The organism is Jiulongibacter sediminis, from assembly GCF_001306455.1.
In the GTDB taxonomy this organism is placed as follows: domain Bacteria; phylum Bacteroidota; class Bacteroidia; order Cytophagales; family Spirosomataceae; genus Jiulongibacter; species Jiulongibacter sediminis.
Genome location: NZ_LGTQ01000012.1, coordinates 94,127 through 119,697, shown reverse-complemented (window position 1 = coordinate 119,697; position 25,571 = coordinate 94,127). Strand labels below are relative to the sequence as shown.

The following is a 25,571-nucleotide window of genomic DNA, read 5'->3' as shown; positions in this document are numbered from 1 at the left end:
TCGGTTTTGGAAACTCAATAATTGAAGGTCCACTAGTCTATTTTGGTAGAAGTCAATACTTTTGCTAGGTATCTGATAAGATAGATGAACAAGAAAAGATTAATACTCAGTCAGCCACTATTAGATGTCATACTCGCCCGTTTGGCTCAGGAGATTATTGAAAATAATGGGGACATGAGAAATTCTGTGGTGATTGGATTGCAGCCCCGTGGCATTTTTCTGGCTAAACGAATTGTGAAAGTACTGGAGGAAATATTGGGTTATAAAGTTGATCATGGAAAATTAGACGCCACATTTTTTAGAGATGACTTCAGGAGACGAGATTCTATTCTGACTCCGAATAGTACTGATATTGATTTTGTAATTGAGAATAAGAAAGTCATACTTATTGATGACGTTCTGGCTACAGGCCGTACAGTAAGGGCAGCTTTAGACGCTATGCAGGCTTTCGGTAGGCCTAACAAAGTTGAGCTTCTTTGTTTGATCGACCGGTCTTACAGGCGAGATATTCCGATTCAGCCCGATTATACAGGCCGTAAGGTGAATACTCAAAAATCCCAGAAGGTACTGGTGGAGTGGCAGGAGCAAGGCTTTAAAACCGATAAAGTCTGGTTGATGGACTAATGCAGCTGAATGCCGAAATGCTTTTGCAGGGTTACGCCAACGGAGCTTTTCCGATGGCGGAGGCCTCGGGTCAGATTTACTGGTATGCTCCTGATCCTCGGGCCATAATTCCGATAGGCAATTATAAGCCATCTCGGTCTTTACGCCCTGTTATTAATCAAAAAGTCTTTGAAATTAAGCTGGATACATGCTTTAAAGAGGTGATGCGGTGCTGTGCCCGGCCTCGCTTTGCTGGCGATGAAACCTGGATTTCAGAGGAAATCATTAGGGCATATTGTGATCTTCATGAAATTGGTCTTGCTCACTCTGTGGAAGCCTATTTTGAAAATGAGTTGGTTGGTGGGCTTTATGGAGTGGCACTTGGTGCTGCTTTTTTTGGAGAATCAATGTTTTTTGAGAAGTCAAATGCTTCAAAAGTTGCTTTCCATTATTTGATCGAGGTTCTTCGGAAAAACAACTTCCAATTATTGGATACTCAATTCATGAATGACAATGTGGAGCGGTATGGAGCTATTGAGATTCCCAAAGCGGTGTATGAGGCCCGCCTGATAGAGGCTCTTCAAACGAGCTGCCGGTTCGAGCTTTAACTACCAAATCCAAAAATTGCCGGCTTTTTATGGAGGTCAATATTTTTAGCCTGTTTCCATTTTTCAATACGCATAGTTTTTGAGATTGCACCTTCTCCAGTCAGGTTTGCTGAAATACTGAGTTTGGTATTAGGGTTACAGGTTTTGACAATCGTATCTAACATTTGGTTGTTCCGGTAGGGTGTTTCCATGAAAAGCTGTGTTTGGCCGCTGGTAAGGGCCAACCGTTCCAGTTCTTTAACACGACGAGCCCTTTCCTTTTTGTCAATCGGCAGATAGCCATGAAAGGCAAAGCTCTGACCATTAAAACCGGAAGCCATGAGGGCGAGTAAGATGGATGAAGGTCCTACCAGAGGAATGACCTCTATATCAAGCTGATGAGCAATATCCACCGCCAAAGCTCCGGGATCAGCGATGCCGGGGCAACCGGCTTCAGAGAGTATTCCGGCGTCTTCGGGTAGTTGACTTATGATCTCAAAGGTTTCGTCAAAGTTTGAGTTTTTCGTGAGTTCATAAAAGGTGATTTCATCAATTACCTTTCCCAACTTTAAGCTTGAAATGAACCTCCTGGCCGTTTTTAGGTTCTCGACGAAAAAGATATTCAACTCCTTTATTTTCTCAATAACTTCGGGCGAAAGCGTTTTGTATTGTGTTTCTGGGGCCAGAACCGTGGGTAAAAGATACAGTTTAAAATTCATTTTCAAATATTATTGAAATAAAAATAATTTCAGAAATAATAATAGTTTCAATTATACCTTATAGCTACGATGGGCATCCAGCTTGAGAAATACAAATATTAATATTGTGAATGACCACAAAGAAGAACCTCCATAACTGACTAAAGGTAGCGGAATACCTATAACCGGCATTAGCCCTATGGTCATTCCAATATTAACCAGGAGGTGAAAAAAGATAATGGAAGCCACACAATAGCCGTAAACCCGGGCGAACTTATCCCGCTGCAATTCTGCGAGATAGAGTATTCGGGCCAGAAAAGCCAGATAAAGGCCGATCAGGACGAGGCTGCCCATAAAACCCCATTCCTCACCAATGGTACAAAAAATGAAATCGGTCGATTGCTCCGGCACAAAGTCAAATTTTGTTTGAGTCCCCTTAAGATAACCTTTGCCAGTAAATCCGCCAGAACCAATGGCAATTTTCGACTGAGTAACGTTCCAGCCCGCTCCCAAAGGGTCAGCATCAGGGTCTACCAGTATTTTAATTCTTTTTTGCTGGTGAGGTTGCAGAACTTTATTGACAAAAAAGTCAACACCCATGGTGAAGGTGCTAAAGAGTAATACTATACCCGCAATACGAATCACATTTTGCCGCTTTCGGTCTCTTTTTGCCAAAATAAAGTAGTAGAAAATGACTGCTAAGACAACGAGGCCTATGAGGATATACCACTTTGAATAGAGCAGCGAGAGGATTAGAAGAACCACGAAAGCCAGTGATAAAGCAGGGTAGATTCCCGGGAGACCTTCACGGTAAAGAACCACGAGAAAAATGGCAAAAGTGAGTGCAGAACCGGTCTCTTTCTGAAGGATAATGATCACCGGAGGTATCAGAATTAAAGCTGCTGCTTTCCAGAGGTCGCTAAACCTTTTAAGGTTGACTGTCTGGGAGCTCAGGTATTTGGACAGAGCTAAGGCCGTGACCAGTTTGGCAAACTCTGCAGGTTGTAAAGAGAAGCTCCCCAGCTTAATCCAGGATTTGGATCCTTTTATATCGCTACCAAGAAAGATAGTGGCAATAAGCAGCAAGATCATAAATCCATAGAAAATATAGGCAAAGCTGTCATAAACTTTATAATCTATAAAGAGAATGAAAGTGACCAGGATAGTAGCCAGACCTAAAAACATGAGCTGGCGACCTGCACTATGGTCAAGAGAAAAAATGGCGATAGGGTTCTCGGGGTTATATACGGCGGCGTAAATATTGAAATAGCCAATGAGAACTAATGACAGGTATAAAAGTACGGTTACCCAGTCGATCCCGCGTCTGATGTTGATTTCGTTTGCCATTGATTATCTGGCAGCCTTTGAAGCAGCTACTGTAACAAAACGTGTATTTTTCACCTGTTCGGCAAAAGCACGTCTTTCTATTTTTCCTTTGATGAATTTTTCAATAATTAGTGAGCATATCGGACCAGCTGAACTACCACCCCATATACCGTTTTCTACGACTGCAGCTATTGCAATCTGTGGATTTTCTCTTGGAGCAAAAGCAATGAAAATACCATGATCAGGCCCTTTTCGATTCTGTGATGTTCCCGTTTTGCCCAGGATTGGAATATCTTCAATATACGCTCTTCGGGCAGTGCCTGCTTCAATTACCCTTTGCATCCCGTCATAAATAGCAGAAAAGTGTTGAGGTTGAACTCCTGTTTGGTGGACCTCCAGTAATTCTTTTCGTACACCTGAATTTTCTGAGCCGATTCCTTTGATCAGGTGTGGCGTAATGTAATAACCCTTATTGGCCAATATCGCGGCCATGTTTGCCAGTTTTAAAACATCAGTGGCAACTTCTCCTTCTCCAATGGAAACTGAGTAAATATTTGAAAACTTCCAGCCGTTTTCGCCGTAGTACTTATCGTAAAGTGCAATATCAGGAAGTAGTTGACTTTTTTCACCTGGTAGATCAATACCCAACTTTCTACCAAATCCAAATCGTCCGACCATATTATGCCAACGATCTAGCCCCTCACGTGCAGCGAGGAATGGGCTGTCGTGCTCAGAGTTATTGATGATTTTCCTAAAAACATTATAGAAATATGGGTTGCAGCTAAACTGAACTGCATTATTCAGGTTTGCCATATGGTGATTGCCGTGACCGTGACAGCCCATTGGAGAATAGGAGCCTATGAATGAAGTTCGTGGATCTATTACGCCCTGCTGCTGACCCACCACTGCCTGCACCAACTTAAAGGTAGAGCCTGGTCTGTAAAATGAGCTTATGGCTCTGTTGAAAGTAGGTTTGTCAGGGTCTTTGATCAGATTGAGGTAATTTTCTGAGAAAGCCTTGCCTGAAAGTAGATTAGGGTCATAAGTAGGGTAAGAGCCCATGACGAGAATTTCACCCGTTTTTGGTTCTATCGCCACTATGGAGCCTACTTTTCCCTGAAAGAGACTATCGGCAAGCTGTTGGAGTTCCATATCAATGGAAGAGTAAAGGTCACTACCAACTACAGCGGTGGTGTCGAATTTACCGTTTTCGTACGAACCTTTGTCCGCCCCATGAACATCCATGAGCTTGAACTTTATCCCGCGGGTTCCCCGGAGTTCATTTTCATATTCTTTCTCAATACCCGTAAGTCCGATATAGTCTCCTTTTCGATAATAAGGTGTTTCCTGGTTATCGTAGGTTTCTTTCGGGATTTCAGCAATATAGCCCAATGCATTGGCCAGTGTATGGCCGGGATATGTTCTGAAGAAGGACTGCTCAAAACTGAAGCCTTTGAAATTAACCATAGCATCTGCAACTCTGGCAAATTCTTCTTTGGACAGCTGACGGAGAAATAAAGATGCTCTGTTTTTTGAATAACTGATAGCGTCATTCATTGTGCTGTCAAAATAGCCTCTTGTGATATTGAAAACTCTACAGAATCGGGTGGTGTCAAGATCCTCAACCTCCCGAGGGGTGACATACATATTATAAACTTCCCTGTTTTGAACCAGGAGTTTGCCGTTTCTGTCGTAAATCTGTCCTCTTAGTGGAACCTCAATTTCTCTCTTTATCGCATTGGTTACTTCAAAGGATTTGTATTTGGGATCTAAAATCTGAATATAAAAAAGTCTGGAAATGTAGATGATTCCAATGGTGAAAAAGAAAAATAGGATGACTTGCTTTCTGCTTTCTAACATGCTTTTTTGAGGAGGAGGAGATTTTAACGCAAAGTTCTGAAAAAATGGAGCTTAAACCCAAATGGTATAGGCTTTTTGATGAATTTTTATCTGCTTTATAGGAAACGAAGAATTCAGTGAATTATGGTATTTTTGCCGCACAATGGCAGACTTTATCATAGAATACACCCTTGATGACCTATCAGTAGTGGCTGGGGAGCTTTTGAGCTTCGCCGGGGACGTTACCATTTGGAAATTTCTGGGTAATTTAGGTGCTGGTAAAACAACCCTGATTAAGGAGGTTTGCAGGAAGTTTGGAGTCAATGATGTAGTACAAAGTCCAACTTTCGCTATTGTTAATGTTTACCAGACTGACGCAGGTGATGAGCTTTATCACTTTGATTGCTATCGCCTAAAAAAAGCAGAGGAAGCATTAGATTTTGGAATTGAAGAATATTTGTATTCTGATCAGCTTTGTTTAATTGAGTGGCCTCAGGTAATAGAAGAATTACTTCCGGTTCCACAACTTGAAATCAATATTTCGGCCTTGGGTCAAAACAAAAGAAAACTGATAGCGAAAATTGTTAAATAATGGGTGAGAGTATCTCAAAAGCGGGAAAATATCAATCAGTTCTGGAGCCCCAAGAGCAGCCTTCCATGGTCTCAAAAGAGTCAAAACAATTGGTTATTGGCTTGCCAAAGGAACAATCAGAGCTTGAAAAGAGAATTGTACTTACACCTGATGCTGTTTCTGTTTTGGTCAAAAACGGTCATGAATTAATCGTAGAAAAAGGTGCCGGAGCCGGTGCTAATTTTACCGATGCTGAGTATCAAAAGGCAGGGGCCAAAATTATTTATTCGCCTGATGAGGCTTTGAAAGCCGACATTGTTCTCAAAATTGACCCGCCAACCGAGGGTGAAATTGAGCTCATGAAACCAGGATCCACTTTGATTTCTGCCTTGCAATTCAGAGGACGTGATAAAGGTTATTTTGAAAATCTGGTTCGGAAACGTATCACAGCTCTGGCTTTTGAATCTGTTCAGGATAAAGCGGGTAATTACTCAGTAGTAAGAGCCATGAGTGAAATTGCAGGTAGCTCTTCCATCATGATTGCTTCCGAGTTTTTGAGCCGGGGGCAATCGACCCTACTCGGTGGTATTGATGGTGTACCGCCAACATCTGTTGTTATTTTGGGAGCCGGAACTGTTGCGGAGTTTGCGGCAAGAACTGCTTTGGGGCTCGGTGCCGAGATTAAGGTTTTTGACTTACACCTTTATCGGCTGCAGCGTTTAAGGTATGCTTTAGGAAGAAGTTTTTATACTTCCATTATAGATTCTCAAAATTTACCTAAGGCTCTCAAAGAGGCCGATGTGGTGGTAGCCGCTTTACGATCGGAAAAAGGGTTTACCCCTATGGTGGTCACTGAAGAGATGGTAAAGGAGATGAAAGATAATGCCGTGATCGTGGATGTGGCGATAGATCAAGGCGGGTGTATAGAAACCAGTGAACTAACGAACCACAAGGACCCTGTCTTTAAAAAGCATGGTGTGATCCATTATGCTGTGCCCAATATTGCCTCAAGGGTGAGTAATACGGCCAGTTATAGTTTGAGCAATATTTTCACGCCTTTGTTGATAAAAATGGGCAATATTGGCGGCGTGGATGAAATGATTTTGACGAACCAATGGTTTCTTAAAGCCGTTTATTCTTTCAAAGGGAATATTACCCATCAATATATCTCAAAGAAGTTTGATTTGAGATTCAGAGATTTGAGGCTGCTGTTGGCCGCCCGAATTTAAAATGATGAAATTATGATTAATCATTCGAACGAAAATACAATTCTTGATGACGCTAACTCACCGGAGTTAGATCAGAAGAAAATGGGGGTGATCACTGAAGACTTTCTGAAAGTCTGTGATAATCTGAAAGAAGCCTCGTATCAAATTAAAAGCAGGGGTTTCAGTCAATTTCCTGTATTTGTGGCGGCTGTGGATGAGGTGCCCTTGGGAAATACACTTTTCTTCAAGGATGATTTTAAAACCCGATACGAATACAAAGCTTCCATGCTCGAAGAGTTTCTTCAGAGAGAGCTCATCGGGTCTGAATCTGAAGCTCTTTTTAAAGAGAATTACAAAGACCCCGAAGAGTACTGCTGCCTTTTCGTAATGGATGGCAAGTTCGTCAGTTTTGTATACGTGCCTTATCCGGAAGATTAATCTTCCTTTACCTTAAACTCAGAGGTAGTGTGGAATGTAATTTCAGGGTTGTTTTCCTTATTCATTCTTAGAATCCAGTCCGTTTCGGCGAGAAACACCGGATTTTCGTCTTTATCATAAGCGATGAAGTTATTTTTCAGACGAATGAACTCTGCAAGGGCTTCTGGGTTTTCGCTCGTGAGCCAGCAGGCTTTAGAATAAGGTTTTGCTTCAAAACGGCATTTGGCACCATATTCATGAAGTAGCCTGTGCTGAATAACTTCAAACTGAAGCTCACCCACTGTACCTATAATCTTACGGTTTCCTGGTTGCATAGTAAATAGCTGAGCTACACCTTCTTCTGATAACTGCTGCACTCCTTTTTCCAGTTGCTTGGTTTTCATAGGGTCAGCATTGATAACCTCACGGAAAAGCTCTGGTGAAAAGCTCGGGATTCCTGTAAACTGAAGTTCTTCCCCTTCAGTTAATGTATCCCCGATCTTGAAATTTCCGGTATCATATAAACCAACCACATCACCAGGGTAGGCCTCTTCTACAACATTTTTGCTGTCAGCCATAAACATATATGGGTTTGAGAAACGCAGTTTTTTGTCAAGTCTTACATGTTCGTAGAATTTTGATCGTTCAAAAGTGCCACTACAAACCCTCAGAAAAGCGATTCTATCTCGGTGACGAGGATCAATATTTGCATGAATCTTAAAAACAAAGCCGGAGAATTTTGGCTCTGTAGGTTCTACTACCCTGACATTCGTTTCTCGTGAAATAGGTAATGGAGAAACGTCACAAAAGGTATTAAGAAGTTCCATTACCCCAAAATTACTAACCGCACTCCCAAAGAAAACCGGAGCAATTTCTCCTCTGAGGTATGTTTTGTTATCAAACTCTTCATAAACACCTTCAATCAACTCAACATCTTCCTGTAACTGTTCAGCGTCTTTGTTGCCAATTTTTGACCTCAGTTCCTCCGAATCAATATCATACTCAAAAATGTCTTCCTCAAGCTTCGTTTTGTTGACCGCGAAAAAATTCATTTTCTTTTCTAGTAGGTGATATACACCCTTGAAGTCGCGTCCACCATTGACGGGCCAGGTGATAGGTCTTACACCAATGTTTAGTTTCTGCTCCAGTTCGTCCAATAAGTCGAAAGGTGCTTTTCCTTCGCGATCCATTTTATTAACAAAAATGATCACGGGAGTATCTCTCATGCGGCAAACCTCCATAAGCTTTTCGGTTTGCTCCTCCACACCTTTTACACAGTCGATAACCAGAATTACACTATCAACAGCCGTAAGAGTACGATAGGTATCTTCAGCAAAATCTTTATGACCCGGTGTGTCGAGAATGTTGATCTTAAGATTATTATACTCAAAAGTCATTACGGAGGTGGCCACTGAGATACCTCTCTGCTTCTCAATTTCCATGAAGTCAGAAGTTGTTGATTTCTTAATCTTGTTTGACTTCACGGCACCGGCCGTCTGAATGGCTCCTCCAAAAAGCAACAGCTTTTCGGTCAATGTGGTTTTACCCGCATCGGGGTGAGCAATAATGGCGAAGGTTCGTCTTCGCTTCAGTTCAGATTGAAAACTCATAGTGTAAACTTTATCCCATAAAAGGGGCTGCAAAACTACAAGAAATCTATGGCTGATGAAAGCTGTCAAACAAACGAAAGGTCAAGTCACTTATAATGGGGATCGTCTTATCCGTCGAGAATATGTTGAGATCAGTCGATTTGGGATAAAATTCAGAAGAAATTATCTATTTTAAGGTAGAGCAATTATTGAACTTTTCAAAGAATTCTGTTTTGTCGACGATTCGCTTTTTAAATCGACAGACTGTATGGATTTATCTACTTTAAAATGATAAAAGCAGCTCTAGCACAATCTTTTAGGTCGTTTGCGTGTCTTTCTTTGTAAAGACAAAAGCTTTCTGAAAAGTCCATTTCTAAAAATTGAATTATTACTGACACGAACATGAAAAATTATTTACGAATGACATTGGTCTTGCTGGCCCTCACTTTTTCTCAAAGTGTGTTAGCTCAGCAGGGGAGAAGAGGTCCCGGAGCTGCGGTAATTGCCAATGCCTCCATTTCGGGTACCGTGATTGACAGTACATCCTCACAGGGTGTTGAGTTTGCAGCGGTTGCGTTGTGGGATGCCACTAAAGCTATTGATGGTACTTTAACTGATATAAAAGGCTCCTTCAAATTTGAAGGAGTAAAGGCGGGTACTTATAAATTACTGATTTCCTACATCGGTTATTCGCCACAATCTGTTGAGAATATTGTAGTGCCTAATAATGATGCTAAAGTTGATTTAGGAAACGTTTTTATCCTTAGTGATAATATTCAGTTGAACGAGGTTACCGTAACTGGTCAGGCCGCTCTGGTGGAGGATAAAATTGACCGTCTGGTGTATAATGCTGATAAAGATATCACTAACAGGGGTGGTACGGCCGAGGAGGTTCTTAGAAAGGTGCCGATGTTGAGTGTTGATCTTGATGGAGAGGTTGAGCTGCGTGGTAGCTCAAATGTCAGAGTATTAATAGACAATAAACCGTCAACGATTTTCGCAAGTTCCGTAGGAGAAGCTCTGAAACAAATTCCATCAGATCAGATTAAGTCAGTTGAGGTGATCACGTCACCGAGTGCAAAGTACGATGGTGAAGGCACTGCTGGAATCATTAATATCAATCTTAAGAAAAATACCCTGGCTGGTGTTACGGGTATGATCTCTACGGGTGTAGGTGTTCAGGGATCAAATCTTAATGGAAGTTTGAACTTGAAGGATAAAAAATGGGGTATTGCCATCAATGGAGGTGGCAGAATGTCATACAACTTCAGAACAGAGGGCTTGAACACGCGTGAATCTGTAATCAATGGTGAAGCTACGTATCTTACTCAGGAAGATAATAACCGAGGTCAGTGGGGTGGAGGTCGCTATCGTGGAACATTTACATATGATTTTGATAAGAAAACGAATTTCAGCATTTCATACTCTGGAAGAGCAAGAATAAATGGAAGTGAGGGCGATCAGCTAACACGTCTTGTGGATGGTAATAATGCTCTTATTTTTGAGAACACCCGTTTTATTGATCAATCAAATATTAGCAATTCTGCTGACCTTGATTTTACGTTCAATAAGAGATACGCAAACCCTATTCAGGAACTTAGTATACTGGCACAGTTTTCTAAATCCAATAGGAATGAGGATTTTACTGCTCTTCAGAACGGATTGCCGGCTGACAGCAGCGATAATGTAGGAATAGATCAGGAGCTTAATTTTAGCCTGGATTATGTGCAGCCACTTGGTGAAAAAATTAAGTGGGAGATGGGAGGCAAAGGAGTCTTTCGTGGTGCAACCTCGGATGGTAACTTTTACAGCTACAGTTTAGAGAATGCCGCATACGCCTTAAATAGCCTTCGCTCTAATTTTTTGGATTATGATCAGAATGTAGCGGCCGGGTACTCGTCGTTTACTCTTGAATTGCCCAATAAGTGGGGTGTTCAGGCTGGTGTTCGTTACGAAAGGACTATGATTACGGCCCAATTTAAGGAGCGTGCAGATGTGGAGATTCCAGATTACGATAATTGGTTGCCAAGTATTAATTTATCAAAACGTTTTGAGAAAGGTGGGTCTGTAAGAGCTAGCTATACACAGCGAATTCAACGTCCTTCCATCAGATTCCTGAATCCTTACGTTGACTATTCAAATCAAAATAGTATTTCGTTCGGTCAACCGACATTGGCTCCTGAGCTTGTGGATATGCTTGAACTCTCAACAAGTACATATTTTGGAAGAAACTCTATAAACTTCTCGATCTATTCCAGAATCGAGGATAACAGTATCACGAGTGTGAGTGAAGTAGTTCGTGAAGACGGAATTGATATTACACAGACCACGTTTGCCAATATTGGTGTAAACAAAAGATTTGGAGCTGATCTTTCTTTCAATGTGAATCCGAATAAAGATTGGAGAATTGGTGGTGGTGTAAGCCCGAATTATACCTACATGGATAACCGAACCATTTCGAATCAAGGATGGAACGTGGGTTTAAACCTGAATTCGCAGTACTCTCTACCGAAAGGTTTTGCCGTAGCAGTCTTTGGTTTTTATCGCTCACCTCGGGTTCAGTTGCAGGGGACCAGAAATGGGTTTTATTTCCATGGTTTGACTTTCAAGAAAGATATAAATGACAAACGTGGAAGTTTTGGGCTTGGGCTTGAAAATCCTTTTGTAAGGTCAATTGATTTCAAGTCAACACTTGAGAATGTGACAGATGCCAATAATTATTTCATCTCGGCAAACACCAGAAGTATGTTTAGAAGAAGTATTCGTGTTGATTTCCAATACCGTTTTGGTAAAATGGAAAATGATGGCAGAGGCTTGTTTAACAGACGTCGTGGTGGTAATAATGATAGTGACGCCATGGATGATGACGGTGGCAATGGCCAGGAAATGATGAGATAAATCAAGTCAAAATATATTGATCCGAAATCAGGCTGCTCAATAGAGTGGCCTGTTTTTTTATTTGGCTACTGGAGTTGCCAACTCTTTCAAGTAACCACTCAAGTCTATCAAATAACCTACGTGCTGACCCCATGTCTTTACCTTTAAAGGTTACAATATTTCCGCACCGGCCTTCAATAGCTTTTTAAAGTCTTGCTGAATATCAGAAGTAATAAATGCCAATTCTATTCCGAAGGACCTTCCTGATCTATCTGACGCCAGATAACCGTCTCTTAAGATTTGAATTTCCCAGCTCAAAAGATGCAAAAGGAATAGTCGTATTGCCGGTAGTCAGCTCTCCATAGGTCTTCTTCAGGTGGGATGAATTTGATATCAAAGCCGAACGCTTTTTGATAAAAGGCAAGCGTTTCTTTTACCTTTTCCACATACAGAATAGCGTATTTAAACTCCATCTTAAGTGGGTGTAAAGTTGAGTTACTTTAACTCAAAAGCCGAAATCAATTTCAGTAAATCAGGGTTTTTTGAAGCCATTTTTGTGATGGTACTGGTTTTCTCAAATGAGTTTTCAGAGCCACGCTTTCTCAAGGGAATGATAGGTACAAAGACTCTCTCGGGATTGTTGTTTTTTACAGCTAACATAATTGCATTGGTTTAAATATCAGATAATCAATTTGTTGTCGTTCGACACTTCAAAGATGCTTAAAATATTGGCTGATTGTTGATAATAAATTTAGCAACTATTTTCTTTGAGTACCAGCTCAAACAGAAAGGAGCCTTCTATGCTTCTCAAGCCCGAAAAGTTCAAGTATGACACAAAAAAAACGGGTGACTCAAAGCCACCCGTTTTTAGATAAGATATTAATCTAAGATTAGAATCTCAATCTCAATGAAGTATTCCAGGTTCTTCCAAAACCGAACCATACTGAGTTACGAACGTCAACGCCGTTCCAGGTTTGTGAACCAGACTCAGCCTGAATGTTAGTCTCAGACTCAGAGATATAAACGGTGTCAAACAAGTTGTTCACGTTAACTCTGAGTGTTCCGTCAGTACCAAAGATTTTGAATCTTGCAGTCGCTCCAAGGTCAACCAAAGAGTAAGAAGGAAGCTTAAGGGCACCATCGTTATCTGGAGAAGCAAACTGAGAATCAGCAATTGAGTAATCAGCATAAAGCCCATCTACGAAACGGTATCCAAGGTCAAGGCTAAATGGCTTGGCAACTTGGTAATCAATGTTGATTGCCCCTGTCGTTTGAGCGGCGTCACCAACTTTAGCATCTTTAAGATAAAGAGTACCTGTACCGATTGGCTGCTGATTGGCATCAAAAATCTGAGCCTCGAAATCTTTAGTGTATCTCCAGTCACCTAAAGAGGCCATAGCCTGAATTCTCAACTTATCAGTTGGCTTATAGTTCGCCTCAATCTCGATTCCTTTATGATTTACATCAATGTTACGGAACTGAGCAGTACCCTGATCACCTTGAGAATTGAAGAGAGAACGAGTGATGAATCTGTTACCCCAGTTTGTAGAGTAAGCATTAACGTTCAACGTCAGATTTTTTCCGATGAAACCATAACCTAATTCAATAGAGGTAATCTTCTCATTCTGAAGGTCTTCGTTTACGATGTTAGCGAAGTTAGGGAACACAGCGTCAAACTGAGGTTGTCTTGAAATAAAACCAGTATTGAAAAATACGTTTGATTTGTCAGAGATGTTAAAGTTAGCACCACCTTTTACATATCCACCACCTACATTCTTCTTCTCTGAAAGAGGAAGAGCCGGCTGATCAAAAAGATCTTCTCTTTGGAAAGACTGATTAGATGCACCAGCCTGAACTACGGCTGTTAAACGAGTATTAGCATACTCTAGCATACCGTTTAGACCTTGCCATCCTACTATACCTACGTTATAGTAGTCAATCTTTGGTCCTTTGATACCAGTACTACCAAACGGAGTGGCTTCAGTCAAAGTATTAATAATTTGTCCGGCCGAGTTTCTGTTACCAGTAGAATAGTAACCATCAAGACCCATAAGGTTCTCCAATACTCTGTAGTGGTAACCTTTGTAGCTTCTAAGGTCTACACCAATTGAGGCTGTGATGTTATTGAAATTACCTTCAAGGTTTGAGATAGCACCGATCCAGTCGTGAGAGTTCATAGATGATCTGCGTACCAATACCTCTCTGCTAACTCCATCATTTCTGAAACCGTTAGAACCAATCAATTGACCTTCATAAGAGCTGATAGCTCCTGAGTACGGCTGGGCATTTGCTCTGTTAACAGAAATTACTTTGTTAAAGTCTACAAAACCATCAGCATCACGAGTACCTCTTCCGTTTTCGTTATAGTGCGTAGTGAGGTCAATATTAAACGGATACATATCAAGATCAGCATTTCTGAAGTTGCTACCACGAGGGCCTGTTCCACCACCACGACCGGCTGAGGCGTAAAGTGAAGTGTTCAACATCAGGTTAGAGTTGATATCCCAGTCCCAGTTAAAGGTTGCAAGTGGCTTATTGTAGAAGTTTCTTCTCATGTTAAACTCTTCGCCATCAAGGAAACCTGCATCAGTATTCCATCTTCTGTCAATACCGTCTTTTCCGCTGTTATCTCCAAAGTTCTGGTAATCTCTAATAGAAACCCATGAGCTTCTTTGGTGGTGCCACTGACCAGCTCCAAGAACTGAAAGGTTAAGAGAGTGGTTAGAACCAACTGGTCTGTAACCAACAGCTGCGAAATAGTTCCAGCCTTCACCTGCAGTACCGTAAGCATAACCGTCACCGCTCCATCTTGAAACAAGGAATGAAGTAGCCCAGCCACTGGTATTTCTGCCTGAGTTATAGGCAGCAGTTGTTTTCAGATATCCATTGTTACCAACAGACTGAGAAACAGAACCGCCTTTTTTCAATTCGGCAGCTTTGGTAAAAATTGAAACAGTACCACCAACTGAAGGTACAGCAAGTCTTGAAGCTCCAAGACCTCTCTGAATCTGAATAGCGGAAGCTACATCAGTAAGACCCTGCCAGTTAGACCAGTAAACCCACCCGTTTTCCATATCATTAACCGGCTGACCGTTGATAAGGAAAGAGGTGTTTCTCTGATCAAAACCACGAAGGCTGATTCTTGAATCACCGTAGCCACCACTTTGTTTTGTAGCGTAAACACCAGGGGTTCTGTTCATCACTTCAGGGAATTCAAGGTTACCCACTTTAAGGGCAATCTCTTCAGAGGTGATAGTAGAAACAGCAACCGGAGTTTCTCTAACCTTGGCAATGTCAATAACGCCAGAAGTAACCACGATTTCAGAAAGAACATTATTGTCTTCCAGAAGAGTAGCGTTGATTACTTTTTGAGTAGAAGCATTGAAAGCAATCTCCTGCTCAACAAAACCAATGAAAGAGATGATCAATAGCTGATCACCTGAAGGTACATTGTTTAAAGTGTATTTACCTTCCACATCTGTAGTAGTACCAATGGTAGTACCTTTCACAGAAACCGATGCACCGATAAGTGCTTCGTCATTTGTACCGTCCATAACGGTACCGCTAATTGTGTTTTGAGCTATCGCCGCCACAGAAAGGCATAGAACAGCTACTGCCAGCAAACCTGCTCGCAAAAAAGTAAACTTTTGCAACATAATTTTGGGGTAAGTATTGTTTGAAGAAGTTGACATAAAATAGTACAGATTCTGACCTTTTTTGGTCTTGTCATCCTATTCTTCTGCAAACATACTAATATTTAATTTTTGATTTAGGTGGTAGCCTAAACAGAATGTGTAATCTTAGAATATTACAGTGATTTGTAATTTTCTTAACATTAAGAAATTGTTAACTGCTTAATTAGTCAATATTTAGAAATTTGTCAAAATGTTTTTCGGTGAGAAAAGTACAATTGCCCTCAATTATCCTCTGATGACTCTTAAAACCTTTTTTAGCCTGAACTCGTAGGTAAACCAAATCTTATTTGAGACTTAAAACTGTAGATAAAATGAAAAGGGTTTTAGTGTTTTTCCCACTCCTGTTTCTTCTCTTTAGCTGTTTTGCTGTAGAGACGGCAGAATCATCGGCAGCACCTATAAGTCATGAAATTTGGGATAACCTCTTAAAGAAGCATGTAAGTAATTCAGGTTATGTAGACTATGGTGGCTTTAAAATTGACGAGAAAAAGCTGGATCAATATCTTGATATGGTTTCTGCTAATGCCCCGGCCAGTAGTTGGTCAGCTAACGAAAAACTGGCATACTGGATTAATGCTTACAATGCATTTACAGTAAAATTGATTCTCAATCATGCCGACAAGAATATAAAGAGTATTAAAGACATTGGCTCCACCATCAAAATCCCCTTTGTGAACACGCCTTGGGACATTAAGTTTATTAAAATAGGAGGAGAGGAAATGGATTTGAACAATATTGAGCATGGTATCATTCGAAAGCGATTTAATGAACCTAGGATACATTTTGCACTTGTTTGTGCGGCAAAATCCTGTCCTCCGCTCAGAAATGAAGCCTTTGTGGCTTCAAAATTGGTGAGCCAGCTGGACGATCAGGGTGTTAAATTTCTCAATGATCCCTTTAAAAATGAAGTGAGTTCGGGTCAGATGAACATCTCCAAACTCTTTAATTGGTACGGAGGCGATTTTAAAAAGAAAGGATCAGTAAGAGAATGGGTGAATAAATACGCGAAAACAAAAGCTGGTTCAAACGCTGACGTGTCCTACAAGGATTATGATTGGTCGTTAAATGGAAAACTTTAAAACTTCATTTTTTTCAGTAGGTAAGGGGTGTTAGCTTTGCAGCAACATCCTTTTTTTTATGCGAGATATTCTTTTTTGGTTTAGAAATGACCTTAGACTTCATGACAATGAGGCACTACTGCGGGCGGCTGATTTAGGACGGGTTTTGCCTGTTTATGTCATTGACCCTTCCCAGTTTGATGAAACCAAATTTGGGTATAAAAAGACGGGAGTTTACAGAGCTAAATTTCTTTTGGAGTCGCTGCAAGACCTTAAGAAAAATTTGCAATCAAAGGGCTCTGATCTCATTATCCGAATTGGGGATCCTTCCATCGAACTAGCCAAAATAGCCCAAGAGCGTGATGTGCTTTATGTTCTGGCCTCAAAAGAGGTTACACAGGAAGAAACCTCTCTTGAGTTTGAGCTGTCTCAAAATCTCAAAAGGCTCAATATTGATATGGAGCTTATCTGGCAGGCTACTCTTTATCATGTGCGTGATCTGCCTTTTCAGATTAAGTTTTTGCCGGATGTTTTTACTGAATTCAGAAAAAAAATGGACAAGCAGTCTAAAGTTAGACCAGCTTTGCCTGAACCGGGTAAACTTAAAGATATCAGTGATATAGAGTTAGGCGAAATTCCACACCTCAAAGACCTCGGTTTTGATGAAGAAGATCAGAGCGATAGTGATTTTTACAAAGGTGGGGAAAAAGCCGGGCTGGAGAGGTTACAATATTTTGTGTGGGAATCTCAAAATATCAAAACCTATAAAGAGACCAGAAATGGCCTTTTAGGAAATGAGTTTTCTTCAAAGCTTTCGGCCTGGATAAGTCTTGGCTGTGTTTCTCCACGTAAAATATATCATGAGGTCAGAAAGTTTGAGAAAGAAGTTGTCAAAAATGAATCGACCTACTGGGTGATTTTTGAGTTAATATGGAGAGACTATTTCCATTTAGTAGCCTTGAAATATGGCATTCGCCTGTTTAAACGTTGCGGTATTCAGCATGATCTTATCAAAGACTGGCGGGGTGATAAAGATGATTATAAAAAATGGATGAAAGGTGTGACGGGAATTCCTTTCGTTGACGCCAATATGAGGGAGCTTAATGCCACAGGCTTTATGTCAAACCGAGGTCGCCAGATTGTTACGAGTTTCTTTACTAAAGACCTTCGTCTGGAGTGGTGGTGGGGTGCCATGTACTTTGAGAGCAAACTGATTGATTACGATGTGTGTAGCAACTGGGGCAACTGGAACTACATCGCTGGAATAGGTAATGATCCTCGCCCAAATCGCTATTTCAATATCTCAAAACAGGGAGAAAAATACGACCCCGAGGCTGAGTATATAAAGCACTGGCTGCCTGAACTAAAAAATGTGCCTGCAGCGGTGATTCATAATTTTGACAAAGCCTCAGAAAGTGAGCTTGAGGGTTATGGTTTGCGTCCAGGGAAGGATTATCCTAAGCCAATGATGCAACTGCCCTGATATTCTACCGCTTGATCGTTTTTAAAAACCGACTGTCATTGTATCATTTGAGAAATCATGACTATTTGATACATTTGGTTACACTAAATTTAAAACTAAAACCCTTTTTCAGATGAAAAGATTAGGAACTCTCGGAATAGTAGGTTTACTACTTCTTCTAGGAATGTACGGCTGCAACTCATATAACGGCCTGGTGGCTAAAGACAATAATGTAGAGCAGCTATGGGCTAATGTTCAGACGCAATATCAAAGAAGAGCCGACCTCATTAATAACCTCGTGAAAACGGTTCAGGGAGCGGCAGATTTTGAGAGAGGCACATTGACAGATGTAATTGAGGCCAGAGCGAAGGCAACATCTATTCAGCTTTCTGCTGATGAATTGACCCCTGAAAACATGGAGAAATTTCAGGCCGCCCAGGATCAACTCTCCGGAACATTAAGCCGCCTTTTGGTTGCTGTAGAGCGTTATCCTGATCTTAAAGCGAATCAGAACTTCCTGGAGTTGCAGGCCCAGATTGAAGGAACTGAAAATAGAATTGCTGTGGCCAGAAACGATTTTAATGCTGGTATTGCAGATTATAATCTGGCAGTCAGGTCATTTCCTATGAACCTTATGGCTGGTATGTTTGGCTTCGAACGCAAAGCTCCTTTTGCTGCATCTGAAGCCGCTCAGGAAGCTCCTGATGTAGATTTTGACTTCGAATAAATACCATCAATATGTTCTTTTCTGAAGCTGAAAGAAATCAGATTACAGAAGCCATAAGGAAAGCTGAATTGAAAACTTCCGGTGAAATCAAGGTTCACGTAGAGGAGCATTGTCCTCATGATGAACCCCTCATCAGAGCACAGGAGGTTTTCAGTTTTCTTTCGCTCGACCATACGGCTTACCGTAACGGAGTACTCTTCTATATCTCTATTACTGATCGCAAATTTGCTATACTTGGAGATATCGGAATTCATGAAAAAACCGGCCCGGATTTCTGGAAGGAGGAAAAGAAGATCATGTTCGACAACTTACACATCGGACATACCATCGACGGCCTATGCCTGGCTATTGAAAAGGCTGGTGAAGCCTTGCAAAAGTATTTCCCTTACGAAATGAAGGGAGACGTCAATGAAATCTCAAATGAGATTTCTTTCGGGAAAAAGAAATGAACAGAATAATCGCAAAGACATCAGTATTAGGAAACAAAGAAACAGATACGAACCTGTTTTTGGGGCGTTTTGTGTCTCCTGTCTTAGGTCTCAAGTTTTACTTCTTAAGTCTTTTGTCTCTGATCTTTTGTTTCTTGTCCCTGACAACTGTCTTTGCCCAAAATATACCTCCTGTACCCGATCCTCCCAGATTAGTTAATGATTTCGTGGGAATGCTCTCCACCACTGAAATTCAATCTCTTGAACGCAAACTGGTGGAGTTTGATGATACCACCTCTAATCAAATTGCAGTGGTGGTGGTCAAAACAGTGGAACCCTATGACATGAATATGTACGCCACCAAGCTTGGGAGAGAGTGGGGTATAGGACATGAAGGAAAGAATAACGGTGTTGTTGTTCTTTGGGCCACTGATGATAGGAAAATTTACATTTCTCCGGGATATGGTTTGGAGGGGGCTTTACCAGACGCCTATGCAAAAAGAATAGTAGATAGGATCATTATTCCGCTCTTCAGGGAGTCCAGATTTTACGAGGGATTAGAAAAAGGTACAGATGCTATTATGCAGTACACTACGGGTGAGTTTGAGGCTGAACCTGATGAGGTTGGAGAATTTCCGGTCTGGGCGTTTATTCTGATGGTGATCGTAATCTTCATCATCATGCGAGCCATTAGCAAAGGTGGCCGCGGTGGTGGAGGCGGCGGTATGCGAAGGTCTTCGGCCTGGCCTTATACCACCTATACGGGTTGGGGGCAGCACTCAGGGAATTGGTCAGGTGGTGGCTGGTCTGGTGGAGGTGGCGGTTGGTCTGGCGGAGGAGGCTTTGGAGGCTTCGGTGGTGGAAGCTTTGGTGGCGGTGGTGCCGGAGGGAGTTATTGAGAAAGAAATAGTAATATCAAAAAGAAAGGTCTTTGAGTTATACTCAAAGACCTTTCTTTATTTCCGGCAGGCATTTCTCTTTATGACCTTTCTCCAAATACTCCCTGAGGTTTGTATTTAAGGCCGAAAGGTTTAATGGTGTTTTTACGGATGTATTCAACGGCCTCCGGAATAGAATCTGTCACTAAAAACATGTTTTTATCTTCCGGTGAAATTGTACCTACTTCTATCATTTTATCGATATGCTCCATGACGTGTTTATGATATTCGGTATTGAAAATCACAATCGGGAATTTCTTGATTTTGCCGGTTTGAATAAGCGTAGAGCTTTCAAAAAACTCATCAAGCGTACCGAAACCACCCGGGCAAATAACAAAGGCATAGGAGTATTTGACCAATAAGACCTTTCTAACAAAAAAGTACTTGAAATCCACCCACTTGTCAAGGTATGGGTTTCCGCTTTGCTCAAAAGGCAGTTCGATATTACAACCGACGGATCGGCCACCAACATCTTTGGCACCGCGATTTGCCGCCTCCATGATTCCCGGGCCACCGCCTGTCATTATCGTGAAACCAACTTTTGCAATTTCAGCTGAAAGTTTCCGGCATTCAATATAGTATGGATTATCCTCTTTAAATCTGGCTGAGCCAAAGACTGTGACGCAAGGACCAATAAAGTGCATTGCTCTGAAGCCGCGTATAAATTCGAGGAGTACCTCAAAGGCCATTGAGAATTCATCCCATCTGGAACGTGGCCCCTCCAGAAATTTTATTTCTTGTTCATTCTTTCTCATTTCGTATGGTTTTGTTTTTGTTGATGCACGAAGAACTTTGTTCAATACGAAATTTCAAAATATTCGGTTCCTTAATTTAGCTCAAATTCAGCCTGTTTTGTTTCGTTCGAATTGTCTAAGGTAGGGAAAGGAGTTACATCTAAAAGCTTTAAAGTATAGCTGATATTATCAACCTCAAAACTCATTTCCTCCGGAATTTCAAAAGGGCGTTCACATTGAACACAAAGCTTTTGATCGGTTAGTTTTTTGTCTCCAAGTTTTAGGTTGAATGTAACAATGGCTTCGCCAGCTCTTATGCAGTTAGCATTTGCCGGGCATCGGCTTTCCTGAATCTCGGTTATATCAATACTTCCACTTTTTGAGTCATAGTTGAAATTTAGGTTTTCACTTTCACTGACTTTAAAACTCTGACTTGGTGCAAGGTTAGTTTTGCTGCAAGCTATTAAGGAAGTAGCCGCTACCATGAGTAGAGCTAGTTTTTTGATGTTCCTGTTCTTTGGTTTTATCATGCTGTTTTCATTTTTTATGTTATAATCTATTAACAATCTTAGAATGCTGTTCGTGCCTTTGAGGTTGGTTTTATGATGGAGCTTTATTAATTAACTTTGTGGCTTGTTAAAAGAAATTCAGTGGCGTCATTTACGGAAGAAAATTATCTGAAAGCGATCTTTCATCTCTCTGCACAAAATGAGGGAAAAGCAGTGAGTACTAACGAGCTGGCTGAGGTGACGCAAACCCGTGCTGCATCGGTAACGGATATGCTTAAAAAGCTGTCAGAAAAGGAGTACATCCACTATAAAAAATATCAAGGGGTAACCCTTACAGAATCCGGATCTCAGATAGCCTTAAAGATTATTAGAAAACATCGCTTATGGGAGGTTTTTCTTGTTGAGAAGTTGGGGTTTAAATGGGATGAAATTCATGACTTAGCCGAAGAATTGGAGCATATAAAATCAAAGGAACTCACCGATAAACTCGATTATTTTCTTGGCCACCCTAAGTTTGACCCGCATGGAGACCCAATCCCTGATGCTCAGGGCAACATGCCATCGGTAGGTACCACTCAACTCTCAAAAATGGAACAGGGGCAAAAGCTGACGATTATGGGTGTTTCAGAAGATTCCGCACCTTTTCTTCAACATTTTGACAGGCTTGGTTTAAAATTAGGATTAGAGGTAAGTTTAACGGATATCAGCGATTTTGATCATTCCCTTGAACTTCAGACAGAGAGTGGTCAGAACATCCGCATAAGTTCTGAAGTCGCTCAAAATATTCAGGTGAAGGCACGTAAACTTTCTTAAAAGAGTTTAAAAGCCTGAGGTCTTTCTAAAAACCAATGTAATTTCGCCCGAGAATGAAAATCCTTGATAAATACCTGCTGAAGAAATTTTTGAAGACTTACGTCTTTGCGGTATTTGTTATTGTGCTGGTGATTCTGGTGATTGATTATGTGGAGAAGAATGATGACTTCATTCAGAAAAATGCTCCGACATCAGAAATTCTTTTGACTTATTACGCCAATCTTGCTCCATACTGGGCTAATTATATCAGCCCTTTGATGATTTTTATTTCAACGGTGTTTTTTACCGCAAAATTGGCTGCTCACTCCGAGATTATTGCTATTCTCACCAGCGGTGTGAGTTTCAGAAGACTGATGTTTCCTTACGCTATGGGGGCCTTGCTGATCGGGCTTTTTTCCTTTGTCATGGTGGGTTGGATTTTACCAAAAGCCAATGCAAAGCGGATTGCATTTGAGAATCAATATATCAATGACACCTTCTTCTTCTCAGACCGCGATTTTCACATGACCGTGGCTCCTGATACTTATGTTTACTTCTCTACTTATAATAATCAATCTAAAACTGCTTTTGATTTTACCATTGAAAAATTTGAAGGTAACGAATTGATAGAAAAGCTTTCAGCTCGTAGGGCGATGTGGATTGACTCTTTGGCGAAATGGAGAATCTATGATTATAGAATTCGTGAGATAGGTATAATGAAAGACGAGTTAACTATTGACCGTCAGTATGTTGACTCAACTTTGAGTATGTATCCCACTGACTTTGAGAGTTCGCATGGTATCCAGGAAACCTTCACTATTAATGAGCTGAACAGTCAGATTGATCTGCTTCGTTCAAGAGGTTCAGAAGGTATTGAGCCTTTTCTCATTGAAAGATATCAGCGTTATGCCACTCCTTTTGCCGTTTTGATTTTGTCGCTGATGGCACTGATTGTTTCTGCCCGAAAAAGGCGTGGGGGAGTTGGGCTACAGATTGCTATCGGTTTTGTGTTGGCTTTCACTTATATTCTATTCTATATTATGTCAAAAGGTATTGCCGAGTCAGGGAATATGAATCCACTTTTGGCGGTTTGGTTACCTAATATCGTCTTCAGTGTTATAGCTACCTTCATGTACTTTACCGTACCTCGTTAGGCAACTGTTTCCGGCTTTTTAGTTTACTCAAAGAGATTTATCCCTATTTTTGCCGCTCGTTTAAGGAAACAAAATAATGGCAGATCAAAAGAAAGTAGTTTTAGCTTACAGCGGAGGTCTTGATACCTCATTTTGTGTAAAATATCTTGGTGAGGAAAAGGGTATGGAGGTTCACTCTGTACTTGTAGATACAGGTGGTTTCTCTGATGAAGAGATAGCGGATATTGAGAAAAAAGCCTACGAACTAGGCGTTAAATCTCATTACACAAGTCGCGTAGCGGATAAGTACTATAATGACTGCATCAAGTATTTGATTTTTGGCAATGTGCTGAAAAATAACACATATCCTCTCTCGGTGAGTGCTGAGCGTATCTTTCAGGCTGTTGCAGTAGCTGAATATGCCAAAAGTATTGGTGCCACGGCAATAGCTCACGGTAGCACAGGAGCTGGTAATGATCAGGTGCGTTTTGACATGGCTTTCCGTACCATTGTTCCTGATGCTGAGATTATTACGCCGATCAGAGATATGAAGCTTTCAAGAGACGCTGAGATTGAGTTTCTGAAGTCAAAAGGTGTAGACAGGGAATGGCACAAGGCTGCATACTCTATCAATCAGGGACTTTGGGGGACATCTGTTGGGGGTAAAGAAACCTTGAACTCATACGATAACCTTCCTGAATCTGCTTTCCCGGTTCAAAAAACAAAAGATGGAGAAGAGGAAGTTATTCTTCACTTTGAAAAAGGTGAACTGAAGGGTGTTAATAACGAGAAATTTGATAACCCGGTAGATGCTATAAGAAAACTGCATTTATTGGCTTCTCCCTATGGAATTGGCCGCGATACTCACGTTGGTGACACAATTATTGGCATCAAAGGCCGTGTTGGCTTTGAGGCTGCAGCACCTTTGATCATTATCAAAGCTCACCATTTATTAGAAAAACATACTCTTACCAAATGGCAACAATATTGGAAACAAAATGTGGCAGAATGGTATGGAATTCAGCTTCATGAAGGGCAATTCAATGACCCTGTCATGCGTGATATGGAGGCCATGTTTACCTCAATGCAAGCTCACGTTACCGGTTTGGTTAGAGTAAGGCTTGCTTCGTATCGTTTTGACCTGCTGGGTGTTAAATCTGATTACGACCTGATGTCTGATGTGTTCGGAAGTTATGGTGAAATGAACAATGCGTGGTCAGGTGATGATGTACGAGGTTTCTCAAAAATTGCTTCAAACCAGGTGATGATCTACGAAAAGGTCAAAGAATTGGCTGAGAAAAAGTAATTATTGATCAAGGTGTTTTCTCAAAAAATCAATTCCGTTTTGAGAGAGAATGCCTTTGATTTCATCTTCTTTAAGCCCACGCTTAGCCATAGCTTCAGGGAATTTTCGTTTGATATCGGCAATACTCCTCACACCAATGGGGGTTTGCTCAAAACCAAAAGCCCCGTCAAGATCGCTCCCGATCATGATGTTCTTCGTTGAACCGGCAATATTGGCGATATGTAGCATATGGTCGATAACCCGATCTACAGTCACTTTTTTTCTTTTGGGTGTACTGTAGCCTCTGATCCAGTTCGGTACGATCATCCAGGCATCCAAAGCCATGCCTATCATCCCTTCACGTTCCAGAATAGACTCTATCATATCATCACTTAACTGACGATTATGTGGCGTGATTCGCCTAACCATATGATGGCTGGCCCATACAGCTCCGTCATGTTGCCCCAGAGCATCATAAAAGCATTTATCAGAAAGGTGAGTAAGGTCAAGGATAATACCTAGCTCGGTTACTTTTTTGATCAGTTCTTTTCCGATTTTTGGAAGTCTGCCGTCGGAGTCAGTTCCGAAAGCGTAAACCCCTTTGCCGTAATGACTTAAGCCGATGGCCCGAAGGCCCTGATTATATAGTATCTCGAGGTAGTCGATATCCACAATAGAATCTGCTCCTTCAAGTGAGAGAACGTATCCTACCGGTCTGTATTCGGTCTCAATATCCTTCCAAAGTTCAAGGTGATCATTCAGCTGGTTAACGGAGGTGATTTGCCTCAAAGCACCTTTCTTCTCCATCGCTTTGTACCAAGCCAACTGACCCTGAATATGCCCCCAGGCCTGTTCCTGAGAGAACCAGCCGGGCAGAAAGGATTTAGGTTTAATATGGCGGGCAATCAATGTAGCGGTACAAAGGCCAACATCGCCTTTATGCATTTCAGGGAAACATACTGTGCCTTTACCACGATCCGGTTTGTCTGTCATTTTAGCCTCACGGCGTCTAATTGTTTGAAGCGGTAGCGTGAGATCACGGTTCCATTCCATGGCATTCATGGCAAGGTCTAGATGGGCATCAAATATGAACAT

General features: G+C 41.3%; 24 protein-coding genes. 14 read left to right on the top strand and 10 right to left on the bottom strand.

The annotated features are described in order from the left end of the window. Window positions 1-84: 84 nt before the first annotated feature. Both pyrR and aat read left to right on the top strand, forming a co-directional pair. Complete coding sequence (gene pyrR / locus AFM12_RS15435; RefSeq protein WP_055149855.1) at window positions 85-624, top strand: bifunctional pyr operon transcriptional regulator/uracil phosphoribosyltransferase PyrR; 540 nt, start codon at window positions 85-87, stop codon at window positions 622-624. Continuing rightward, on the top strand, window positions 624-1,211 hold the full coding sequence (gene aat / locus AFM12_RS15430) for a leucyl/phenylalanyl-tRNA--protein transferase (RefSeq protein ID WP_055149852.1): 588 nt from the start codon (window positions 624-626) through the stop codon (window positions 1,209-1,211). The genes pyrR and aat overlap by 1 nt, the downstream gene beginning before the upstream one ends. Here the strand turns inward: aat and AFM12_RS15425 are convergent. From AFM12_RS15425 to AFM12_RS15415, 3 genes are read right to left on the bottom strand one after another with little or no spacing between them, the layout of a single operon-like run. Then, a complete protein-coding gene (locus tag AFM12_RS15425; protein ID WP_055149849.1) occupies window positions 1,208-1,909 on the bottom strand; it encodes an SAM-dependent methyltransferase in 702 nt (233 codons plus the stop codon). The genes aat and AFM12_RS15425 overlap by 4 nt on opposite strands. Before the next feature lie 51 nt (window positions 1,910-1,960). Further along, window positions 1,961-3,235, bottom strand: a complete 1,275-nt coding sequence (gene rodA, locus AFM12_RS15420) for a rod shape-determining protein RodA (protein ID WP_055149846.1) — start codon at window positions 3,233-3,235, stop codon at window positions 1,961-1,963. A 3-nt stretch (window positions 3,236-3,238) separates the two neighbouring features. Beyond that, window positions 3,239-5,074: a penicillin-binding transpeptidase domain-containing protein gene (locus tag AFM12_RS15415; protein WP_055149843.1), complete on the bottom strand. Its 1,836-nt coding sequence runs from the start codon at window positions 5,072-5,074 to the stop codon at window positions 3,239-3,241. 142 nt (window positions 5,075-5,216) lie between these two features. Between AFM12_RS15415 and tsaE the strand changes: the two genes are divergently transcribed. The 3 genes from tsaE to AFM12_RS15400 are packed head-to-tail and all read left to right on the top strand — an operon-like array spanning window position 5,217 to window position 7,270. Next, window positions 5,217-5,645 (top strand): tRNA (adenosine(37)-N6)-threonylcarbamoyltransferase complex ATPase subunit type 1 TsaE, encoded by a 429-nt coding sequence (gene tsaE / locus AFM12_RS15410; RefSeq protein WP_055149841.1) that lies wholly within the window; start codon window positions 5,217-5,219, stop codon window positions 5,643-5,645. Continuing rightward, the gene (locus AFM12_RS15405; RefSeq protein ID WP_055149838.1) at window positions 5,645-6,853 is read left to right on the top strand and encodes an alanine dehydrogenase; all 1,209 of its coding nucleotides are present in this window, start codon (window positions 5,645-5,647) and stop codon (window positions 6,851-6,853) included. The genes tsaE and AFM12_RS15405 overlap by 1 nt, the downstream gene beginning before the upstream one ends. Before the next feature lie 12 nt (window positions 6,854-6,865). After that, window positions 6,866-7,270 carry a hypothetical protein gene (locus AFM12_RS15400; RefSeq protein ID WP_055149835.1) on the top strand — a complete coding sequence of 135 codons (405 nt, stop codon included), beginning with the start codon at window positions 6,866-6,868 and terminating at the stop codon, window positions 7,268-7,270. On the opposite strand, the gene AFM12_RS15395 is transcribed toward AFM12_RS15400, so the two are convergent. Beyond that, on the bottom strand, window positions 7,267-8,859 hold the full coding sequence (locus AFM12_RS15395) for a peptide chain release factor 3 (RefSeq protein WP_055149832.1): 1,593 nt from the start codon (window positions 8,857-8,859) through the stop codon (window positions 7,267-7,269). The genes AFM12_RS15400 and AFM12_RS15395 overlap by 4 nt on opposite strands. Before the next feature lie 381 nt (window positions 8,860-9,240). On the opposite strand from AFM12_RS15395, the gene AFM12_RS15390 reads away from it, so the two are divergent. Next, the gene (locus tag AFM12_RS15390; RefSeq protein ID WP_055149829.1) at window positions 9,241-11,736 is read left to right on the top strand and encodes a TonB-dependent receptor; all 2,496 of its coding nucleotides are present in this window, start codon (window positions 9,241-9,243) and stop codon (window positions 11,734-11,736) included. 293 nt (window positions 11,737-12,029) lie between these two features. On the opposite strand, the gene AFM12_RS19875 is transcribed toward AFM12_RS15390, so the two are convergent. From AFM12_RS19875 to AFM12_RS15380, 3 genes are all read right to left on the bottom strand, one after another. After that, window positions 12,030-12,188 carry a VOC family protein gene (locus tag AFM12_RS19875; RefSeq protein ID WP_216598520.1) on the bottom strand — a complete coding sequence of 53 codons (159 nt, stop codon included), beginning with the start codon at window positions 12,186-12,188 and terminating at the stop codon, window positions 12,030-12,032. A 22-nt stretch (window positions 12,189-12,210) separates the two neighbouring features. Then, a complete protein-coding gene (locus AFM12_RS19740) occupies window positions 12,211-12,375 on the bottom strand; it encodes a hypothetical protein (RefSeq protein WP_157687435.1) in 165 nt (54 codons plus the stop codon). A 230-nt stretch (window positions 12,376-12,605) separates the two neighbouring features. Continuing rightward, window positions 12,606-15,371, bottom strand: coding sequence for a TonB-dependent receptor (locus AFM12_RS15380; protein ID WP_165492355.1), 2,766 nt, complete (start codon window positions 15,369-15,371; stop codon window positions 12,606-12,608). Window positions 15,372-15,721: 350 nt separating this feature from the next. Here AFM12_RS15380 and AFM12_RS15375 point away from each other — a divergent pair, with 350 nt between their 5' ends. From AFM12_RS15375 to AFM12_RS15355, 5 genes are all read left to right on the top strand, one after another. Next, entirely contained in the window at window positions 15,722-16,489 is a 768-nt protein-coding gene (locus AFM12_RS15375) for a DUF547 domain-containing protein (protein WP_055149824.1), read from the top strand. Between the two features lie 58 nt (window positions 16,490-16,547). Next, entirely contained in the window at window positions 16,548-17,951 is a 1,404-nt protein-coding gene (locus AFM12_RS15370; protein ID WP_055149821.1) for a DASH family cryptochrome, read from the top strand. Window positions 17,952-18,063: 112 nt separating this feature from the next. Continuing rightward, window positions 18,064-18,657 (top strand): LemA family protein, encoded by a 594-nt coding sequence (locus tag AFM12_RS15365; protein ID WP_055149819.1) that lies wholly within the window; start codon window positions 18,064-18,066, stop codon window positions 18,655-18,657. An 11-nt stretch (window positions 18,658-18,668) separates the two neighbouring features. Next, the gene (locus tag AFM12_RS15360; RefSeq protein WP_055149817.1) at window positions 18,669-19,106 is read left to right on the top strand and encodes a TPM domain-containing protein; all 438 of its coding nucleotides are present in this window, start codon (window positions 18,669-18,671) and stop codon (window positions 19,104-19,106) included. After that, window positions 19,103-19,984 (top strand): TPM domain-containing protein, encoded by an 882-nt coding sequence (locus tag AFM12_RS15355; protein ID WP_082391374.1) that lies wholly within the window; start codon window positions 19,103-19,105, stop codon window positions 19,982-19,984. The genes AFM12_RS15360 and AFM12_RS15355 overlap by 4 nt, the downstream gene beginning before the upstream one ends. Window positions 19,985-20,064: 80 nt before the next feature. Here the strand turns inward: AFM12_RS15355 and AFM12_RS15350 are convergent, their stop codons facing one another. Further along, a complete protein-coding gene (locus tag AFM12_RS15350; protein ID WP_055150347.1) occupies window positions 20,065-20,778 on the bottom strand; it encodes an LOG family protein in 714 nt (237 codons plus the stop codon). A gap of 71 nt (window positions 20,779-20,849) precedes the next feature. Beyond that, window positions 20,850-21,287 (bottom strand): hypothetical protein, encoded by a 438-nt coding sequence (locus AFM12_RS15345; protein WP_055149815.1) that lies wholly within the window; start codon window positions 21,285-21,287, stop codon window positions 20,850-20,852. A 120-nt stretch (window positions 21,288-21,407) separates the two neighbouring features. On the opposite strand from AFM12_RS15345, the gene AFM12_RS15340 reads away from it, so the two are divergent. From AFM12_RS15340 to AFM12_RS15330, 3 genes are all read left to right on the top strand, one after another. Beyond that, window positions 21,408-22,079 carry a metal-dependent transcriptional regulator gene (locus AFM12_RS15340; protein WP_055150344.1) on the top strand — a complete coding sequence of 224 codons (672 nt, stop codon included), beginning with the start codon at window positions 21,408-21,410 and terminating at the stop codon, window positions 22,077-22,079. 53 nt (window positions 22,080-22,132) lie between these two features. After that, window positions 22,133-23,212: an LptF/LptG family permease gene (locus AFM12_RS15335; protein WP_055149813.1), complete on the top strand. Its 1,080-nt coding sequence runs from the start codon at window positions 22,133-22,135 to the stop codon at window positions 23,210-23,212. 76 nt (window positions 23,213-23,288) lie between these two features. Continuing rightward, window positions 23,289-24,497 carry an argininosuccinate synthase gene (locus tag AFM12_RS15330; RefSeq protein ID WP_055149811.1) on the top strand — a complete coding sequence of 403 codons (1,209 nt, stop codon included), beginning with the start codon at window positions 23,289-23,291 and terminating at the stop codon, window positions 24,495-24,497. Here AFM12_RS15330 and AFM12_RS15325 read toward each other — a convergent pair whose 3' ends face one another. Beyond that, window positions 24,498-25,571: a dipeptidase gene (locus tag AFM12_RS15325; protein ID WP_055149809.1), complete on the bottom strand. Its 1,074-nt coding sequence runs from the start codon at window positions 25,569-25,571 to the stop codon at window positions 24,498-24,500.

Coding starts and splice junctions, on each gene's coding strand:
- AFM12_RS19740 (WP_157687435.1), bottom strand. CDS start 12,375: ATGTTAGCTGTAAAAAACAACAATCCCGAGAGAGTCTTTGTACCTATC.
- AFM12_RS15425 (WP_055149849.1), bottom strand. CDS start 1,909: ATGAATTTTAAACTGTATCTTTTACCCACGGTTCTGGCCCCAGAAACA.
- AFM12_RS15330 (WP_055149811.1), top strand. CDS start 23,289: ATGGCAGATCAAAAGAAAGTAGTTTTAGCTTACAGCGGAGGTCTTGAT.
- rodA (WP_055149846.1), bottom strand. CDS start 3,235: ATGGCAAACGAAATCAACATCAGACGCGGGATCGACTGGGTAACCGTA.
- AFM12_RS15360 (WP_055149817.1), top strand. CDS start 18,669: ATGTTCTTTTCTGAAGCTGAAAGAAATCAGATTACAGAAGCCATAAGG.
- AFM12_RS15355 (WP_082391374.1), top strand. CDS start 19,103: ATGAACAGAATAATCGCAAAGACATCAGTATTAGGAAACAAAGAAACA.
- AFM12_RS15335 (WP_055149813.1), top strand. CDS start 22,133: ATGAAAATCCTTGATAAATACCTGCTGAAGAAATTTTTGAAGACTTAC.
- aat (WP_055149852.1), top strand. CDS start 624: ATGCAGCTGAATGCCGAAATGCTTTTGCAGGGTTACGCCAACGGAGCT.
- pyrR (WP_055149855.1), top strand. CDS start 85: ATGAACAAGAAAAGATTAATACTCAGTCAGCCACTATTAGATGTCATA.
- tsaE (WP_055149841.1), top strand. CDS start 5,217: ATGGCAGACTTTATCATAGAATACACCCTTGATGACCTATCAGTAGTG.
- AFM12_RS19875 (WP_216598520.1), bottom strand. CDS start 12,188: ATGGAGTTTAAATACGCTATTCTGTATGTGGAAAAGGTAAAAGAAACG.
- AFM12_RS15345 (WP_055149815.1), bottom strand. CDS start 21,287: ATGATAAAACCAAAGAACAGGAACATCAAAAAACTAGCTCTACTCATG.
- AFM12_RS15405 (WP_055149838.1), top strand. CDS start 5,645: ATGGGTGAGAGTATCTCAAAAGCGGGAAAATATCAATCAGTTCTGGAG.
- AFM12_RS15390 (WP_055149829.1), top strand. CDS start 9,241: ATGAAAAATTATTTACGAATGACATTGGTCTTGCTGGCCCTCACTTTT.
- AFM12_RS15380 (WP_165492355.1), bottom strand. CDS start 15,371: ATGTTGCAAAAGTTTACTTTTTTGCGAGCAGGTTTGCTGGCAGTAGCT.
- AFM12_RS15375 (WP_055149824.1), top strand. CDS start 15,722: ATGAAAAGGGTTTTAGTGTTTTTCCCACTCCTGTTTCTTCTCTTTAGC.
- AFM12_RS15365 (WP_055149819.1), top strand. CDS start 18,064: ATGAAAAGATTAGGAACTCTCGGAATAGTAGGTTTACTACTTCTTCTA.
- AFM12_RS15370 (WP_055149821.1), top strand. CDS start 16,548: ATGCGAGATATTCTTTTTTGGTTTAGAAATGACCTTAGACTTCATGAC.
- AFM12_RS15325 (WP_055149809.1), bottom strand. CDS start 25,571: ATGTTCATATTTGATGCCCATCTAGACCTTGCCATGAATGCCATGGAA.
- AFM12_RS15350 (WP_055150347.1), bottom strand. CDS start 20,778: ATGAGAAAGAATGAACAAGAAATAAAATTTCTGGAGGGGCCACGTTCC.
- AFM12_RS15415 (WP_055149843.1), bottom strand. CDS start 5,074: ATGTTAGAAAGCAGAAAGCAAGTCATCCTATTTTTCTTTTTCACCATT.
- AFM12_RS15400 (WP_055149835.1), top strand. CDS start 6,866: ATGATTAATCATTCGAACGAAAATACAATTCTTGATGACGCTAACTCA.
- AFM12_RS15395 (WP_055149832.1), bottom strand. CDS start 8,859: ATGAGTTTTCAATCTGAACTGAAGCGAAGACGAACCTTCGCCATTATT.